Annotated in this window: 14 protein-coding genes and 2 tRNA genes; 7 read left to right on the top strand and 9 right to left on the bottom strand. The window is 56.2% G+C overall.

All coding sequences use genetic code 11. From position 1 onward, the window contains the following. Window position 1 precedes the first annotated feature (1 nt). Both CKV94_RS05405 and CKV94_RS05410 read left to right on the top strand, forming a co-directional pair. Window positions 2-739, top strand: coding sequence for an amino acid ABC transporter ATP-binding protein (locus tag CKV94_RS05405; RefSeq protein WP_003824615.1), 738 nt, complete (start codon window positions 2-4; stop codon window positions 737-739). Between the two features lie 79 nt (window positions 740-818). Continuing rightward, window positions 819-1,712, top strand: coding sequence for a cysteine ABC transporter substrate-binding protein (locus tag CKV94_RS05410; protein ID WP_003824617.1), 894 nt, complete (start codon window positions 819-821; stop codon window positions 1,710-1,712). Between the two features lie 157 nt (window positions 1,713-1,869). Here CKV94_RS05410 and CKV94_RS05415 read toward each other — a convergent pair whose 3' ends face one another. The 9 genes from CKV94_RS05415 to dnaA form a co-directional block, all read right to left on the bottom strand. Further along, a complete protein-coding gene (locus CKV94_RS05415; RefSeq protein WP_003824618.1) occupies window positions 1,870-2,442 on the bottom strand; it encodes a 50S ribosomal protein L25/general stress protein Ctc in 573 nt (190 codons plus the stop codon). A gap of 63 nt (window positions 2,443-2,505) precedes the next feature. Beyond that, entirely contained in the window at window positions 2,506-3,489 is a 984-nt protein-coding gene (locus CKV94_RS05420) for a ribose-phosphate pyrophosphokinase (RefSeq protein WP_088383512.1), read from the bottom strand. A 392-nt stretch (window positions 3,490-3,881) separates the two neighbouring features. Further along, window positions 3,882-3,958: transfer RNA gene (locus CKV94_RS05425), tRNA-Gln, on the bottom strand. Window positions 3,959-3,977: 19 nt separating this feature from the next. Then, window positions 3,978-4,054, bottom strand: a tRNA-Gln gene (locus tag CKV94_RS05430). Between the two features lie 68 nt (window positions 4,055-4,122). Beyond that, complete coding sequence (gene ispE, locus CKV94_RS05435; protein WP_003824622.1) at window positions 4,123-5,001, bottom strand: 4-(cytidine 5'-diphospho)-2-C-methyl-D-erythritol kinase; 879 nt, start codon at window positions 4,999-5,001, stop codon at window positions 4,123-4,125. Then, window positions 4,998-5,591, bottom strand: a complete 594-nt coding sequence (locus tag CKV94_RS05440) for an outer membrane lipoprotein LolB (protein WP_003824623.1) — start codon at window positions 5,589-5,591, stop codon at window positions 4,998-5,000. The genes ispE and CKV94_RS05440 overlap by 4 nt, the downstream gene beginning before the upstream one ends. 126 nt (window positions 5,592-5,717) lie before the next feature. Continuing rightward, window positions 5,718-7,532 carry a tetratricopeptide repeat protein gene (locus CKV94_RS05445; RefSeq protein ID WP_035581121.1) on the bottom strand — a complete coding sequence of 605 codons (1,815 nt, stop codon included), beginning with the start codon at window positions 7,530-7,532 and terminating at the stop codon, window positions 5,718-5,720. A gap of 164 nt (window positions 7,533-7,696) precedes the next feature. Further along, window positions 7,697-8,800, bottom strand: a complete 1,104-nt coding sequence (gene dnaN / locus CKV94_RS05450) for a DNA polymerase III subunit beta (protein WP_003824628.1) — start codon at window positions 8,798-8,800, stop codon at window positions 7,697-7,699. Window positions 8,801-8,815: 15 nt separating this feature from the next. Further along, window positions 8,816-10,348, bottom strand: a complete 1,533-nt coding sequence (dnaA, locus tag CKV94_RS05455) for a chromosomal replication initiator protein DnaA (protein ID WP_003824629.1) — start codon at window positions 10,346-10,348, stop codon at window positions 8,816-8,818. 218 nt (window positions 10,349-10,566) lie between these two features. Between dnaA and rpmH the strand changes: the two genes are divergently transcribed. The 5 genes from rpmH to ppk2 all read left to right on the top strand — a co-directional run bounded on the left by rpmH (window position 10,567) and on the right by ppk2 (window position 14,246). Beyond that, the gene (rpmH, locus tag CKV94_RS05460) at window positions 10,567-10,701 is read left to right on the top strand and encodes a 50S ribosomal protein L34 (RefSeq protein WP_003824630.1); all 135 of its coding nucleotides are present in this window, start codon (window positions 10,567-10,569) and stop codon (window positions 10,699-10,701) included. A gap of 2 nt (window positions 10,702-10,703) precedes the next feature. Then, entirely contained in the window at window positions 10,704-11,045 is a 342-nt protein-coding gene (gene rnpA, locus CKV94_RS05465) for a ribonuclease P protein component (RefSeq protein ID WP_003824631.1), read from the top strand. Then, the gene (gene yidD / locus CKV94_RS05470; RefSeq protein WP_003824632.1) at window positions 11,039-11,251 is read left to right on the top strand and encodes a membrane protein insertion efficiency factor YidD; all 213 of its coding nucleotides are present in this window, start codon (window positions 11,039-11,041) and stop codon (window positions 11,249-11,251) included. The genes rnpA and yidD overlap by 7 nt, the downstream gene beginning before the upstream one ends. Before the next feature lie 101 nt (window positions 11,252-11,352). Beyond that, window positions 11,353-12,984, top strand: a complete 1,632-nt coding sequence (gene yidC / locus CKV94_RS05475) for a membrane protein insertase YidC (protein ID WP_003824634.1) — start codon at window positions 11,353-11,355, stop codon at window positions 12,982-12,984. A 335-nt stretch (window positions 12,985-13,319) separates the two neighbouring features. Continuing rightward, window positions 13,320-14,246 carry a polyphosphate kinase 2 gene (ppk2, locus tag CKV94_RS05480; protein ID WP_003824635.1) on the top strand — a complete coding sequence of 309 codons (927 nt, stop codon included), beginning with the start codon at window positions 13,320-13,322 and terminating at the stop codon, window positions 14,244-14,246. The last annotated feature ends 43 nt before the right edge of the window (window positions 14,247-14,289 follow it).

The following is a 14,289-nucleotide window of genomic DNA, read 5'->3' on the forward strand; positions in this document are numbered from 1 at the left end:
TATGGCTTTGCTAAACGTGCGCCACCTGCGCAAGGGCTACGGCGATACCGTGGTGCTGCAGGATTTGGATTTGAGCCTGGAGAAGGGCGAAGTGGTGGTGATTTTGGGCCCGTCTGGCAGCGGCAAAAGCTCCCTGCTGCGCTGCATCAACGGTTTGGAGCCGCACCAGGGCGGCAGCATTGAAATGGAAGGCGTGGGCGAATTTGGCAAAGACGTGCCGTGGGAAACTGCCCGCCAGAAAGTGGGCATGGTGTTTCAGAGCTATGAATTGTTTGCCCACATGAATGTGATCGACAACATCCTGCTCGGCCCGCTGAAGGCACAGGGCCGCCGCCGCGAAGAAGTGGAGGCACAGGCCGATAAGCTGCTGGCCCGCGTGGGCTTGCTCAACCGCAAAACTGCCTTCCCGCGCGAGCTTTCCGGCGGGCAGAAGCAGCGCATCGCCATCGTGCGCGCGCTGTGCATGAACCCGGAAGTGATCCTGCTGGATGAAATCACCGCCGCGCTCGACCCGGAAATGGTGCGCGAGGTGCTGGATGTGGTGCTGGAGCTGGCGCGCGAGGGCATGAGCATGCTCATCGTTACCCACGAAATGGAATTTGCCGCTAAGGTGGCCGACCGGATTATCTTTATGGATCAAGGGCACATCATCGAAGAGAGCACGCCCGATAAATTCTTCACCAAACCCGAAAGCGGCCGCGCCCAGCAGTTTCTCAGCGGCATGGACTATTCGATTTAACCCGTTTTAAAACCACTGCCGTATTTTCAGGTAGCCTGTACGGCGGTTTCACCCTACCTCTAACAGAAAAGGAAACATCATGCAATTACACCAATCTTTCAAAACCTTATTGGCCACCGTTGTGCTCGGCTTCGGCCTGGCCGCCTGCGGTGGCGGCGGCTCGCAGGGCAGCAGCGACCAACCTGCTTCCGGCAGCAGCGCAGCCAACGCCTCCGCCGCTTCCGGCGCCGCCAGCGATGACGCACTGGCCAAAATCAAAGAGCGCGGCGTAATCCGCATCGGCGTGTTCGGTGACAAGCCCCCCTTCGGCTATGTGGACGCCAACGGCAAAAGCCAAGGCTTTGACGTGGAAATCGCCAAATATCTGGCCAACGACCTACTCGGCAGCCCCGACAAAGTGGAATTCGTGCTTACCGAAGCCGCCAACCGCGTGGAATACGTGCGTTCAGGCAAAGTGGATTTAATCCTCGCCAACTTCACCCAAACGCCCGAACGCGCCGAAGTGGTGGATTTCGCCAGCCCCTATATGAACGTGGCTTTGGGTGTGGTTTCCCCCAAAGGCGCGCCGATTACCGACCTTTCCCAGCTGGAAGGCAAAACCCTGCTGGTGAACAAAGGCACCACCGCCGATGCCTACTTCACCAAAAACCATCCCAACATCAACCTGTTGAAATTCGACCAAAACACCGAAACCTTCGATGCGCTGAAAGACGGCCGCGGCGTGGCATTGGCGCACGACAACGCGCTGCTGTGGGCATGGGCCAAAGAAAACCCCAACTTTGAAGTGGTCATCGGCAACATCGGCCCGGCCGAGCACATCGCCCCCGCCGTGCGCAAAGGCGACCAATCTCTGCTCAACTGGGTGAACCAAGAAATCGCCGCCATCAAACAAGACGGCCGCCTGCACGCCGCCTACGAAAAAACCCTGCGCCCGGTATATGGCGACAAAGAAGCGGAAATCCTGACCAAATAAAACGGTTCGGCAATCCGGTTGAAGTAAAGGCTACCTGAAAGCAAAGCACCGCAGAGTTTCTGTGAAGCTGGAGTTTCAGGTAGCCTTTACGCAGCCATAAATACTGGCCAAACAAAACCCCGCTTTGCAGCGGGGTTTGTCATCAAAGCCGTTCGGCTTATTTGCCTGCGGCGGTTACAGTGGCTACGGCCAAGTTGGCGCCACGGCGCAGGGAGGTGCTTTCCACGCCTTCCGGATATTGGATGTCGGACAGGTGCAATACGTCGCCGGCCACAACTTTTTCGCAATCCAAAACCAGTTCAGACGGGATGTGTTTCGGATCCAGCAGCACTTCCACGCTGGTGCTCAGCAGAGCCACGCGGCTGTTTTGCAGCTTAACAGCCTGAGATTTCTCGGCATTAACCACGTGCAGCGGCAGGCGGATTTTGATCGGTTTGCCGGCTTCTACGATTTGGAAGTCGATATGGCGCACTTCGCGGCGAACAGGGTGCATCTGGAAGTCGCGCACAATCACGTCGTGCTCTTTGCCGTTCAGCGCCAGTTTGATGATGGCGGTGTGGAACTCTTCTTTCTGCAGGGCGAAGAATACGGTTTTGTGGTCAACGGAAACAGCAGTGGCGTCAGAGCCGGCGCCGTAAACTACGGCAGGCACACGGCCTTCGCGGCGCAGGCGGCGGCTCGCACCAGTACCTTGCTCTTCGCGCACTTGGGCTTCAATTTTGAAAGACATGGTAAAACTCCATTTAAGTTAAAAAAACCGTCTGCCGGGCTGCGACCAACCCTGACGGCGGGATTACGGGAGGAACAATGCTCCCGGGGATGCCACATCCTCGTTGAAGAGGTATGAGACAGATTCTTCGTTGCTGATGCGGCGCATGGTTTCAGCCAGTAAACCGGCAATCGTAACTTGGCGGATACGGTCGCAGTTGCGGGCGGCATCAGACAGGGCGATGGTGTCGGTGATCACCACTTGGTCGATATCAGACGATGCAATGCGGTTCACGGCTTCGCCGGAGAACACGGGGTGGGTGGCATAGGCCAATACGCGTTCCGCACCGCGCTCTTTCAGAGCAGAAGCGGCTTTGCACAGGGTGTTGGCGGTGTCAATCATGTCGTCCACAATCAGACAAGTACGGCCTTGGACATCGCCGATGATGTTCATCACTTCGGCCACGTTGGCTTTGGGGCGGCGTTTGTCGATAATCGCCAAGTCGGTGTTCAGCACCTTGGCCACGGCACGAGCACGCACCACACCGCCGATGTCGGGGCTGACTACAGTGAGGTTTTCGATGCGCTGTTGAAGGATATCGTGCACCAAAATCGGGGTGGCATAGATGTTGTCCACCGGAATATCGAAAAAGCCTTGGATTTGGTCGGCATGCAAATCCACGGTCAGCACGCGGTCAATGCCGGCGGTGGCGAGCATATTGGCCACCAGCTTGGCGGAAATCGGCACGCGCACGGAACGCGGGCGGCGGTCTTGGCGGGCATAGCCGAAATAGGGGATAGCTGCGGTAATGCGGCCGGCGGAAGCGCGTTTAAGCGCGTCGGCCACAGTAAGCAATTCCATCAGGTTATCATTGGTGGGGGCGCAGGTGGACTGCAAAATAAACACGTCGCGGCCGCGCACGTTTTCCAAGAGCTCCACGGCGATTTCGCCGTCGGAAAATTTGCCTACGGAGGCGCGCCCCAAGGAAATGCCAAGGTGTTTGACCACGTTCTCAGCCAAGCCGACACTGGCGTTGCCGGCGAATACCATTAAACTTTCATATGCCATTTCTTCATTACCTGTGTTGTTTGCGGTCTCGCCGCCGACTGTGGGAAACATTGCCGCTCCCTTGCATTTGGGTTTGACTGGCTTGCAAATGGCAGATTATACGCCGAGCGCGGGCAAAACCAAAGTGCTGTTTGTGTGGAATATCCACCAATTTTGTCGGCTTGATATTAGGGTTAGGCAACAAATACCTGTGTTTGGTTTGCCCCAGCTCCTAATCGAGCAATCAAAATTGAATAAACGCGTTTCTATAGCAAGAAAATTCCCGTCGCTCTAGTTTCCATGCTGATTTTGTTTTGGCGAAACTCGCTATGCTCGTTTTCAGGTAGCCTGTTGCTGCACAATGAATGCGGCAACAAAAATAAAAGCATGTACAGGTACATGCTTTTGTAAGGTGGCTGGGGATGTAGGATTCGAACCTACGCATGCCGGAATCAAAATCCGGTGCCTTAACCAGCTTGGCGAATCCCCAATTATATTGTTTACGAATCTGGCTGGGGATGTAGGATTCGAACCTACGTATGTCGGATTCAGAATCCGATGCCTTAACCAACTTGGCGAATCCCCAGTACAAACCTGCTGTTGCGGCAGGCGATTCAGGAAAGGAGAGAATTATGCGTTTTTTTCGGCACGTTGTCAAGCGTGCCTGATATTTTTGTTATTTCCCAAGATGGCTTGCAAGGGATGCCGATCCAAACCGGGTACGCACCAGGCAGCCAGATTTTCAGGTAGTCTGCTATAGATATACTCGGCTTCACCTTGTGTGGTGCAAGCGATAAACAGGCAGGCGCCGGAGCCGGTCAGCTGTGGCGTGCCGTAATCTTGCAACAGGCGGAAGGCGGCGGCTACGGGCGGATATTCAGCCAGCACCACGGCCTGCATATCGTTGCGGAAAGGTTGCAGTTGCGTGAAACTGGGTTGCGCGCAGGGCGGGCTGTTGCGGGTGAGATTAGGGTGGGTGAAGATTTTCGGCGTGGCCACATGCGCATCGGGGCGCACCACCACATACCACTGTTCCGGCACGGCCAGCGGGCTCAGGATTTCGCCGATGCCTTGCACAAAAGCGCTTTGGCCGAACAGGAAAAACGGCACATCCGCACCCAGCTTCAGGCCGAGTGCCCGCAGCGTTTCGGGCGGCACGGCGGTGTGCCACAAATGGTTGAGGGCAAACAGCACGGTAGCGGCATCCGAGCTGCCGCCGCCCAGCCCACCGCCGCTGGGGATATGTTTGTCCAGCCAGATTTCCACGCCGTTGGGGCTACCTGAAAACTGTTGCAGCAGGCGGGCGGCGCGGTGGCTCAAATCTTGTTCGGGCGGAATACCGCCGGCGGGATTGTGCAGGATGATTTGCCCGTCTTCGCGTGGCAGCAGCCACACCGTATCGCACAAATCAATCAGGCAGAAAATGCTTTCGAGCAGGTGGTAGCCGTCGGCACGACGGCCGATGATGCGCAGGTCGAGATTGAGCTTGGCCGGGGCGGGGAAGGCTCGGGCGGCGGGGTGCGGCTGCATCATACGGCCTGTCCGGCATGATCCGCGCAGCTGCCGGGGTGCTGTTCTGGCTGGCCGAAGCGGTCGAACACTAGGCGCAGGCTCAGGCCGGTGCGTTCCAGCAGCAGCATGCGCACTTGGCCGCCTTCGCCCAAATTGCGTTGGATTTTCCAGCCCATTTGCTGCAAACGGCCGTCGGGCAGCACGCTGTAGGGCTCGCCGGGCACGCGCAGGCCGTTGGCCCAGCGGTCGATATAGACCACGGGCAGGTCGTAACCGAGCAGCTGGCGGCTGAGTTCGGTGGTGGTGGCGGCGCGGTAAACCTGGCCGTCGGACGCCACCGCCTGCACTCCGCCGCTGTCTTGGCACAATCGGCCCACACTGTTGCCCAGCGGGGTTTTCACTTCAAACAGCTGCACGGCGGCAGTGCGCAGCCAATCGAAATTGGCATAGCTGCCGCGTTCGTTTTCCTTCACGCCCATGCGGCCGGAGGCTTCAAACTCGGGAGTGGCAGCATCGTCGCGCCAGCTTTCGGCAGACATTTGCGTGCCAAGGCTGGTGCAGGCGGCGAGCAGGAGGGCGGCGGAGATTGGGAGGAGGCAGTGTCGGATCATGGGCTTTCACGGAGTGAGTGGGTAGTGGTGGGCAGGATTGGCGGCAGCACAACATGGAATATCTATTTCAATACACGCCAAAGGCTACCTGAAAACGGGAGAACCTGTTTTCAGGTAGCCTTTGGTTTATTGGCTGCTGTTGCTTTCGCTACTGGCTTTTCCACCGGAGGACGGGAGGGTTACGTTGAGGCGTTGCAGGGTTTCCTGCAATATGGGTTTGTCGCCGCCTTTGCGCTGGGCGGCTTGCCAGATAACGATGGCTTCGTTTTTGCGGCCGAGTGTCCACAGCACTTCGCCGAGGTGGGCGGCTATATCGGCTTCGGGCAGTTTGGCGTGGGCGCGCTGCAAATACGGTAGGGCGGCTTGAGGTTGGCCTTGTTTGAACAACACCCAGCCCATGCTGTCTTGAATTTCAGGCGAATTGGGGCGGCGTTGCAGGGCTTGTTCAATATAGCGGCGTGCCTGGGCCAGGTCGGGGTTGGGCAGGGAAAGCATGGTGTAGCCGAGGGAATTGAGGATGTCGGGGTTTTTGGGCACGAGTTCTTGTGCCTGTTTGAGGTCGGCTACGGCTTTCTCGGGCTGTTGCAGGCGGTCGGCATACAGGATGGCGCGCTGCTCGAGGATGATGGCGATCATGGCGGGCGGGGCTGAATTGTCGCTGTAGCGGCGATAGAGGCTACGGATGCTGTTGAGGGCTTCGGCAGGCGGCTGCTCGCGGGCGATGCGCAGGTGGGCAACGAGGAGGTCGTCGGCATTGAAGATGGCATTGCTGCGGCCGGCCGATACGATGGATTCGGCACGCAGCAGGGCATCTTCGGCCGCCGGCCAGTTTTTCTCGGTCTCGGCAATGCGCGCTTCTAGGATGTGTTTGTCGAACTGGGCTTCGGGGGCGCTGGCGCGGTTGAGCCAGTTGCGGCTTTCGGCTATGTTGTTGTCTTCAATCAGGCGCATGGCGGCGAGCAGGGAGGCGCGACTTTTCTGCTGTTGGGTGCCGTGCAGGTAGGCTTTATCGAAGTAGTTTACGGTGGTGGCCACGGGCTCTTTGCGGCGCACGGAGAGGATGCCGGCTTGGATGTAGAGGTCGGCATCTGGGGTTTTGGCCAGCATATTTTGCAGTAGGCGGTAGGCTTCTTCTTCGCGTTTGGCGGCGATGAGGGTTTCTACTTGCAGGTTTTGCCACATGGGGGAAAGGTGGCGGCTATCGGCATGGCGGAAGAAGTATTCGAGCACTTCGGGTTGGCGCTGGGCAATCAGGCGCAGGGTGATGCTGGTGATGGGGCGGATGTCGCTGTCGAGGCGGGAGAGGCGGCGCAGGGCGGCGTTGGCATCAGCCGTGCGGTTGGCGTGGGCGGAATAAATGGCATCAGTAATGGCGGCTTCGGCCAGGCCGGGGAAGCGGCCGGCGGCTTGGTGCACGAGGCGGGCGGTTTGCACATCGGCAGCTTCAGGGTGGTAGAGGGCGAGCTGGGACATGCGCAGGAAGACGGTGCGCATACGCTGGCGGTCGGTTTGGGCGAGGATTTCGGGCAGGCCGGCACGCACCGTGGCGATATCGCCTTTGGCCGTAGCCACAACCCAGCGCATACGTTTTTGCTCGATGGAAGGTTTGGGCTCAACTGCCTGCCAGTGTTCAAGCACTTGCTCGGCCAGGCGGACATCGGTGGCCAGGGCGATGTCTACGGCGCGCTCGGCCACGGCCGGGTCGTTGGTGCGACGGAACAGGCGCATATAGGCAGCGAGGGCGTCACTGCCTTTGCCTTGCTGGAGGGCAATCTCGGAGGAGAAGGCCGTCATCAGATTGTTGGCGCGATCGATGATTTGGCGGTGGGTAAGCGGGGTTTGCGAACCGGGTTTGCGCGGTGCAGGCGCGGCTTGGGCCGCCAACGGCAGCAGTAGGGTGGCGAGAGCGAGGGCGCGGATACGGGAATGCCGTGAAGACATGGTGGTTCCTTAGAATTAGACGTGCGGCGGCAAAAGGCTACCTGAAACTGTAAAGGACAAAGTTTATAGCGCAAGTATGCTTGTCTGCCACATATTTTTCAGGCTACCTGAAAACTTTTACTTTGTCATTTTCAGGTAGCCTGTTGGCGTATGGCGATACAGCCTTAGATGCGCATCGGCATCACGATGTATTTGAAATCGGCGTTGTCGGGAATGGTAAACAGGGTGGAGCGGTTGGCATCGCCGAAGGCCAGTTGGATGTCTTCGGCGTGTACGTTGCGCAATACGTCCATCAGATAATTGATGTTGAAGCCAACTTCCAGCTCGGCGCCCTGATAGGCGATTTCCAGCTCTTCACGCGCTTCTTCCTGCTCGCTGTTGCTACACAACACGCTCAGCAGGCCGGGGCGCAGCTGGAGGCGCACGCCGCGGAATTTTTCGTTGGCCAAAATGGCAGCGCGTTCCAGTGCACCCAAGAACGGCTGGCGGCCGAGCAGGAAGATTTTGTCGTTATCCTGTGGAATCACGCGGTTGAAATCGGGGAATTTGCCGTCCACTACTTTGCTCACCACCACGGTGTCGTTGCAGCGGAAGCGCACTTGATTGTTCAAGAGCTCCACGGTAACGGGTTCTTCCGGGCGGTTGAGCAGTTTGAACAGCTCGAGCACGGTTTTACGCGGCAGGATCACTTCGGCTTTGGGCAAGTCGGCATCAATCACGGCGGCGGAGTAGGCCAGGCGGTGACCGTCCGTGGCCACCAAGCGCAGATTGCTGCCTTCCACCTGCATCAGCAAGCCGTTGAGATAGTAGCGAATATCTTGCACGGCCATGGCGTATTGCACCTGCGAGAGCATATTGCGGAAGGTTTCTTGCGGCAGGGTGAAGGCAGAAACCACTTCTTCGCCGATGCTCATCAGCGGGAAATCTTCGGCCGGCAGGGTTTGCAGGGCGAAGCGGGATTTGCCGGTCTTGAGGGTGAGGCGGTTTTGCGCCCAATCCAGCGCCACAATTGCGCCTTCAGGCAGGGCGCGCAGGATGTCTTGCAGTTTTTTGGCATTGGTGGTGATGCGGAAGTCTTCGGCATCGGTGTGCGGGCCATGGGTGTGGATTTGGATTTCCAAGTCGGTGGCCAAGATATTGGTTTGCCCGCCGGTGCGCTCAATCAGCACGTTGGAGAGAATCGGCAAGGTGTGCTTGCGCTCCACAATACCGGTAACGGCTTGCAGCGGTTTGAGCAGGGTATCGCGCTCGGCTTCTAAAATCAACATACAGATTCCTTAGGTTTAATTTTTGATTATAATCAATAGCTTTTCGTAATCTTGGGCAATCTCGGCATCTTCCTGCCGCAATTCATCGGCCTTTTTCACGGAATTGAGCACCGTGCTGTGGTCGCGCCCACCGAAGGCTTTGCCGATGTCTTCGTAGCTGTGGGTGGTCAGCTCACGGGCAAGTTTGATGGCCAGATGACGTGGGCGGACGATGCTTTGCGCGCGTTTTTTGCCAATAAGGTCGGCAGTGCGGATGCCGTAATATTTGGCCACCGCATCCATAATCAACGGCAGGTTAATCGGCTTGAAGTTGCCGGCCACAATATCTTGCAGGGCTTCGGTGGCCAGCTCCACATCAATCGGTTTGTGTTCGAAGCGGCTGCGCGCTTCCACCCGTTTAAACGCGCCTTCCAGCTCGCGCACGTTGGAACGGATGTGGGTGGCGATGAAAAAGGCGGCTTCTTCTTTTAATTCCACACCCACGGAATCGGCTTTTTTCTGCAAAATCTCCACCCGCATTTCCAATTCCGGCGGCTCCAACTCCAGCGTCAAACCCCATGAAAAACGGGATTTCAGGCGGTCGTCCATGTCATCGATTTTGGTGGGCAGCACGTCGCAGGTAAGGATAATCTGTTTTTTATGGTGGTGGCAATGGTTATACAGGTGGAAAAACTCTTCCATGCTGCGGTCTTTGCCTTTGATGAACTGGATGTCGTCGATAATGAGGAAATCGTAGGGCTTGTATTGCTGGCGGAAGGCGTCGTGGGCGTGGTTGCGGAAGGCCTGAATCATACCGCGCACAAAGTCTTCGGCATGCATATAGTAAACCTTGGCTTCGGGTTTGAGGCGCAACAACTCATTGCCCACGGCCTGCGCTAGATGGGTTTTGCCCAGGCCGGTGCTGCCGTATAAAAAGAAGGGGTTGTAGTTTTTGCCCGGGTTTTCGGCAATAGAACGGGCAGCGGCCACAGCCAAGCGGTTGCCTTTGCCTTCTACCAAGGTGTCGAAAGTGTATTCCGGCGACAAATTGGTTTGCGCATAGCGCTGCTGCTGGCGTTCTTCGCGTTTAGCGGTAGATTTGGCTTGGGCAGGTTTGGCTGCCGGTTTGGCCGGAGTGGATTGCCCGCTTGGTTCGGCTTGTGGATTGATGCCCAAACTTTCCAAACGGGATTGCACGATTTCTAAGGCACTGCGTTTGTCGACATGTTGCGTGGCAGCTGGTTTGCCGGTTTGTTCAACTGGTGCAGCAGCTTTGGCGGTACGCACCGGTGCCGGCTTGTCAGCTGGTGCATAGTGTTTGCCTTTGCCTTGTTCGAACCGCAGTGTCGGAGTGTTTTCAGGTAGCCTTTCTGCCAGCAATTTGCTGATTTCGGTAGCATAGCGGGTGCGCAACATGTTCAACACAAAGCGGCTAGGCGCATACACCACCCATTCTCCGCTCGCACCTTCGCCCACGCTCAAAGGCTCAATCCAGCTTTGATACTGTTTGGCAGGTAGAGTGTGGCGCAAATGATGCAGGCATTGTGGCCAGAATTGGTCGAGCGTCATGGTGGCGGTTCTGAAAGAAATACAGGGGGGAGTCGGCGAAGGGTGCGTGGTGCACCGCCGTATCCGAGCAGGTGCGAACGGTGGATTATACCCAAAATTCAGGAGGCGAACCAAGGCGGGAGGAAAAGCGGCATGCAGCACGAATAGTTTGACAATTTCAGCAAAATCAGGTGTAATACGCCGCTTTCTGATTTTAGATTATTTCCACGGGAAACATCATGAAACGCACTTATCAACCCTCCGTTATCCGCCGCAAACGCACCCATGGTTTCTTGGTTCGCTCCAAAACACGCGGCGGCCGTGCCGTGTTGGCTGCTCGTCGCGCCAAAGGCCGTAAACGTTTGGCCGTATAACAGTGGATCACTGTTTCGGCAAACCATACCGCTTACTGAAAACGGATGATTTCTCATCCGTTTTTGCTTTACGCCGGCTGAAATCGCGGCCGGATATCCAACTGTGGCACAAGCCAAACGGGCTGGGGCATCCCCGGCTAGGTTTGGTGGTGGCCAAGAAAACCGCCCGCCGTGCCAACCGCCGCAACTATATGAAACGCACGCTGCGCGAATGGTTCCGCCTTAATCGGCACCGTTTGGACAGCAGCGATTTGGTGGTTCGCGTGCGCCGCCCGTTTGGTAAGGCTGGACGGCAGCAGGTGTTGGCGCAGTTGGAACAGATTGTGCCGAAAAAACTATGCTAGCCAAAATCCTGCTGGGGCTGATCCGGTTTTACCAATACGCAATCAGCCCGATGCTGCCGCCGCGCTGCCGTTATCAGCCCACCTGTTCGCAATACGCCATCGAGGCGGTGCGCAAGTACGGGGCGCTTAAAGGCGGCTGGCTTGCAGCCAAGCGCATCGGCCGTTGCCATCCGTGGGGCGGCAGCGGCTACGACCCTGTGCCTTAAGTCTGCCTGCTGCATCTATGCAGCATGGCGGCAGAATTTTCAGGTAGCCTGCATTGGAATGCAGACTGCCGTTTTCTCCTGTTTTCAAACGGAACCCGATTATGGAATCCAACAACGAATTGAAGCGGACGGCGGTTTTCGCCATTATCGCCATCCTGACCCTGATGGTTTGGAATTATTTCAACCCCCAGCCGCAGCAGCCTGAGCAGGCCGCTGTGCAGACGGAACAGCAAGCTGCCGCCCCCGTTGCTGGGAGCGATTTGCCGCCCACCAAACCGATTACCGTAAGCACCGATACGCTCAAAGCCGTGATCGACGAAAACAGTGGCGATTTGCGCGGGTTGGATTTGCTCAAACATAACTCTGCCGGCGATGCCAGCAAAACCTTCACTTTGCTCTCCGACAACAACGAGCACAAATATTTGGTGCAATCGCTGTTGATCGACCAAAAAGGCAACTACCTGCTACAAGACAGCAGCTTCAAAGCCCCGCAAAACAGCTACACCCTCAACGGCGATACACTGGAAGTACGACTGAGCGCGCCGGAAACCAATGGCGTTCAGGTGGACAAAGTGTACACCTTCCGCAAAGGTAGCTACCTCATCGATGTACGCTTCGACATCGCCAACCATACTGATGCTCCGTTGAAGCTGGATGGCGTGTACCGAGTATTGCGCGACAGCAGCACGCCCGAGGGCAGCGGCTATTTCAACCAAACCTACGTTGGTCCAGTGGCCTATACGCCCGATGGCAACTTCCAAAAAGTGCCGTTTAAAGACTTGGACGACGATTTCGAGAGCAAACGTGATCGCGCCGACTACCAGCGCACTGCTACCAGCGGCTGGGTTGGCTTCACTCAACACTACTTCACCACCGTGTGGGTGTTACAGCCCAAAGATGGCAACAGCATCTGCCAAAACGGCAACTGCCTGCTCGATATCAAACGCCGCAGCGACAACCTTTACTCCGCCGGCGTGCGCGTACCGCTGCCCGCGATTGCTGCTGGCCAGAAACTGAGCGTGCCTGCCGAATTGTATGCCGGCCCGCAGGAATACGCCGTGATCAGCAAAGTGGCTGACCGCTTGGAGCTGGTGAAAGACTATGGCCGTACCCATGTGGTGGCCGCGCCGCTGTTCGGCCTGCTCAATTGGTTGCACAGTCTCATCGGCAACTGGGGCTGGTCCATCGTTTTGCTGACCATCATCGTCAAAACCCTGCTGCTGCCGCTTACTAACGCCTCTTACCGCTCCATGGCCAAAATGCGTGCCGTTGCGCCTAAGCTGGAAATGCTGAAAAAACAGCACGGCGATGATCGTATGGCGCTACAACAGGCCATGATGAAGATGTATAAAGACGAGAAAATCAACCCACTGGGCGGCTGTCTGCCCATGCTGTTGCAGTTCCCCGTATTTATCGGCTTGTATTGGGTGCTGCTCGCCTCGGTTGAGCTGCGCCAGGCTTCGTGGGGCTGGGTGGCTGACTTGGCCCGGCCCGACCCGCTCTACATCCTGCCGATTTTGATGGCGCTGACAATGTATATCCAAACCAAACTCAGCCCGCCGCCGAGTGACCCGATGCAGGCTAAAATGATGAAAATCATGCCGCTGGCCTTCTCTGTGATGTTCTTCTTCTTCCCTGCCGGCCTAGTACTTTACTATGTGGTGAACAACCTCTTGAGTATGGGACAGCAGTGGCTGATTAATCGGAAAATCAATGGTGCCGTCAAATCCTAAGATATAGCAAAAATGACAACAGCCCGAATCTGCAAGATTCGGGCTGTTTTGTTCTTGGAGGGGGTAGCTAAATACTTATTTTCTTATATCGTGCTAACTCTCCTTGCGTGAGAAAATAAACGCTTCAACCATATAGTCGTTCCAATAGAAATAATACAATGTTTACTCCCCTAACCATATAGTTTCCCACCACACTTTATGCCTGTTTGAAATAATTAGATTAGCATGAATGATAAAGGGAAAATTCACTTTTCAGGTAGCCTGCCCTAATGTAAAATAGCCTTAATAGTTAAAAGGATAAATTTGATTTTCTAACACGCCATAAGGGGCACACCATGACTGATCATCAACTCAAACCATTTGAAGAAATTGATCTGGCGGAGCGCAAAGACCGCCTGCAAGTATTTGAGGAACAAGTGCTGCAATACAGTGGTAACCGCAGTAGTGAAGATTCATCCGTTGCACCGCTGCCCGAAAGCTATCCTTACCGCACCCGCATCAGCCGCAATGTGTACGAAAAAGAAAAGAAAAAGCTGCAAATTGAGCTGCTCAAAGTACAAAGCTGGGTGAAAGAGAGCGGCAGCCGCATCGCCGCCATATTTGAAGGCCGTGATGCTGCCGGTAAAGGCGGTACCATCAAACGCTATATGGAACACCTCAATCCACGCGGCGCCCGCGTGGTTGCCTTGGAGAAACCCAGCGACCGTGAGCGCGGCCAATGGTATTTCCAGCGCTATATCAATCATCTGCCCACTGCCGGCGAAATGGTGTTTTTCGACCGATCTTGGTACAACCGTGCCGGCGTAGAACGCGTAATGGGCTTTTGCGAACCGCATGAATACCTGCAATTCATGCGCCAAGCGCCCGAATTAGAACGCATGTTGGTAAACAGCGGTATGCACCTGTTTAAATTCTGGTTTTCCGTATCACGCGAAGAACAGCTGCGCCGCTTTATCTCCCGCCGCGACGACCCTTTAAAACACTGGAAACTCTCGCCCGTGGACATCGAGTCGCTCGACCGTTGGGACGCCTATACCGAAGCCAAGAACACCATGTTCTTCCACACCCACACTGGGGATGCGCCGTGGACCATCATCAAGTCCGATGACAAAAAACGCGCCCGCCTCAACTGTATCCGCTTCTTCCTGCATGCCCTCGACTACCCCGACCGCGATCTTAAAGCCATCGGCCCGGTTGACCCATTGATCGTGCAAGTGCCCAATGCACAATTTAAAGACACCATCAATATGAATGCGGATTAAGGCATAACATGAAAAAGGCTACCTGAAAACTTTCAGGTAGCCT

The sequence above is a fragment of the Eikenella corrodens genome (genome assembly GCF_900187105.1).
GTDB classification, from domain to species: domain Bacteria; phylum Pseudomonadota; class Gammaproteobacteria; order Burkholderiales; family Neisseriaceae; genus Eikenella; species Eikenella corrodens.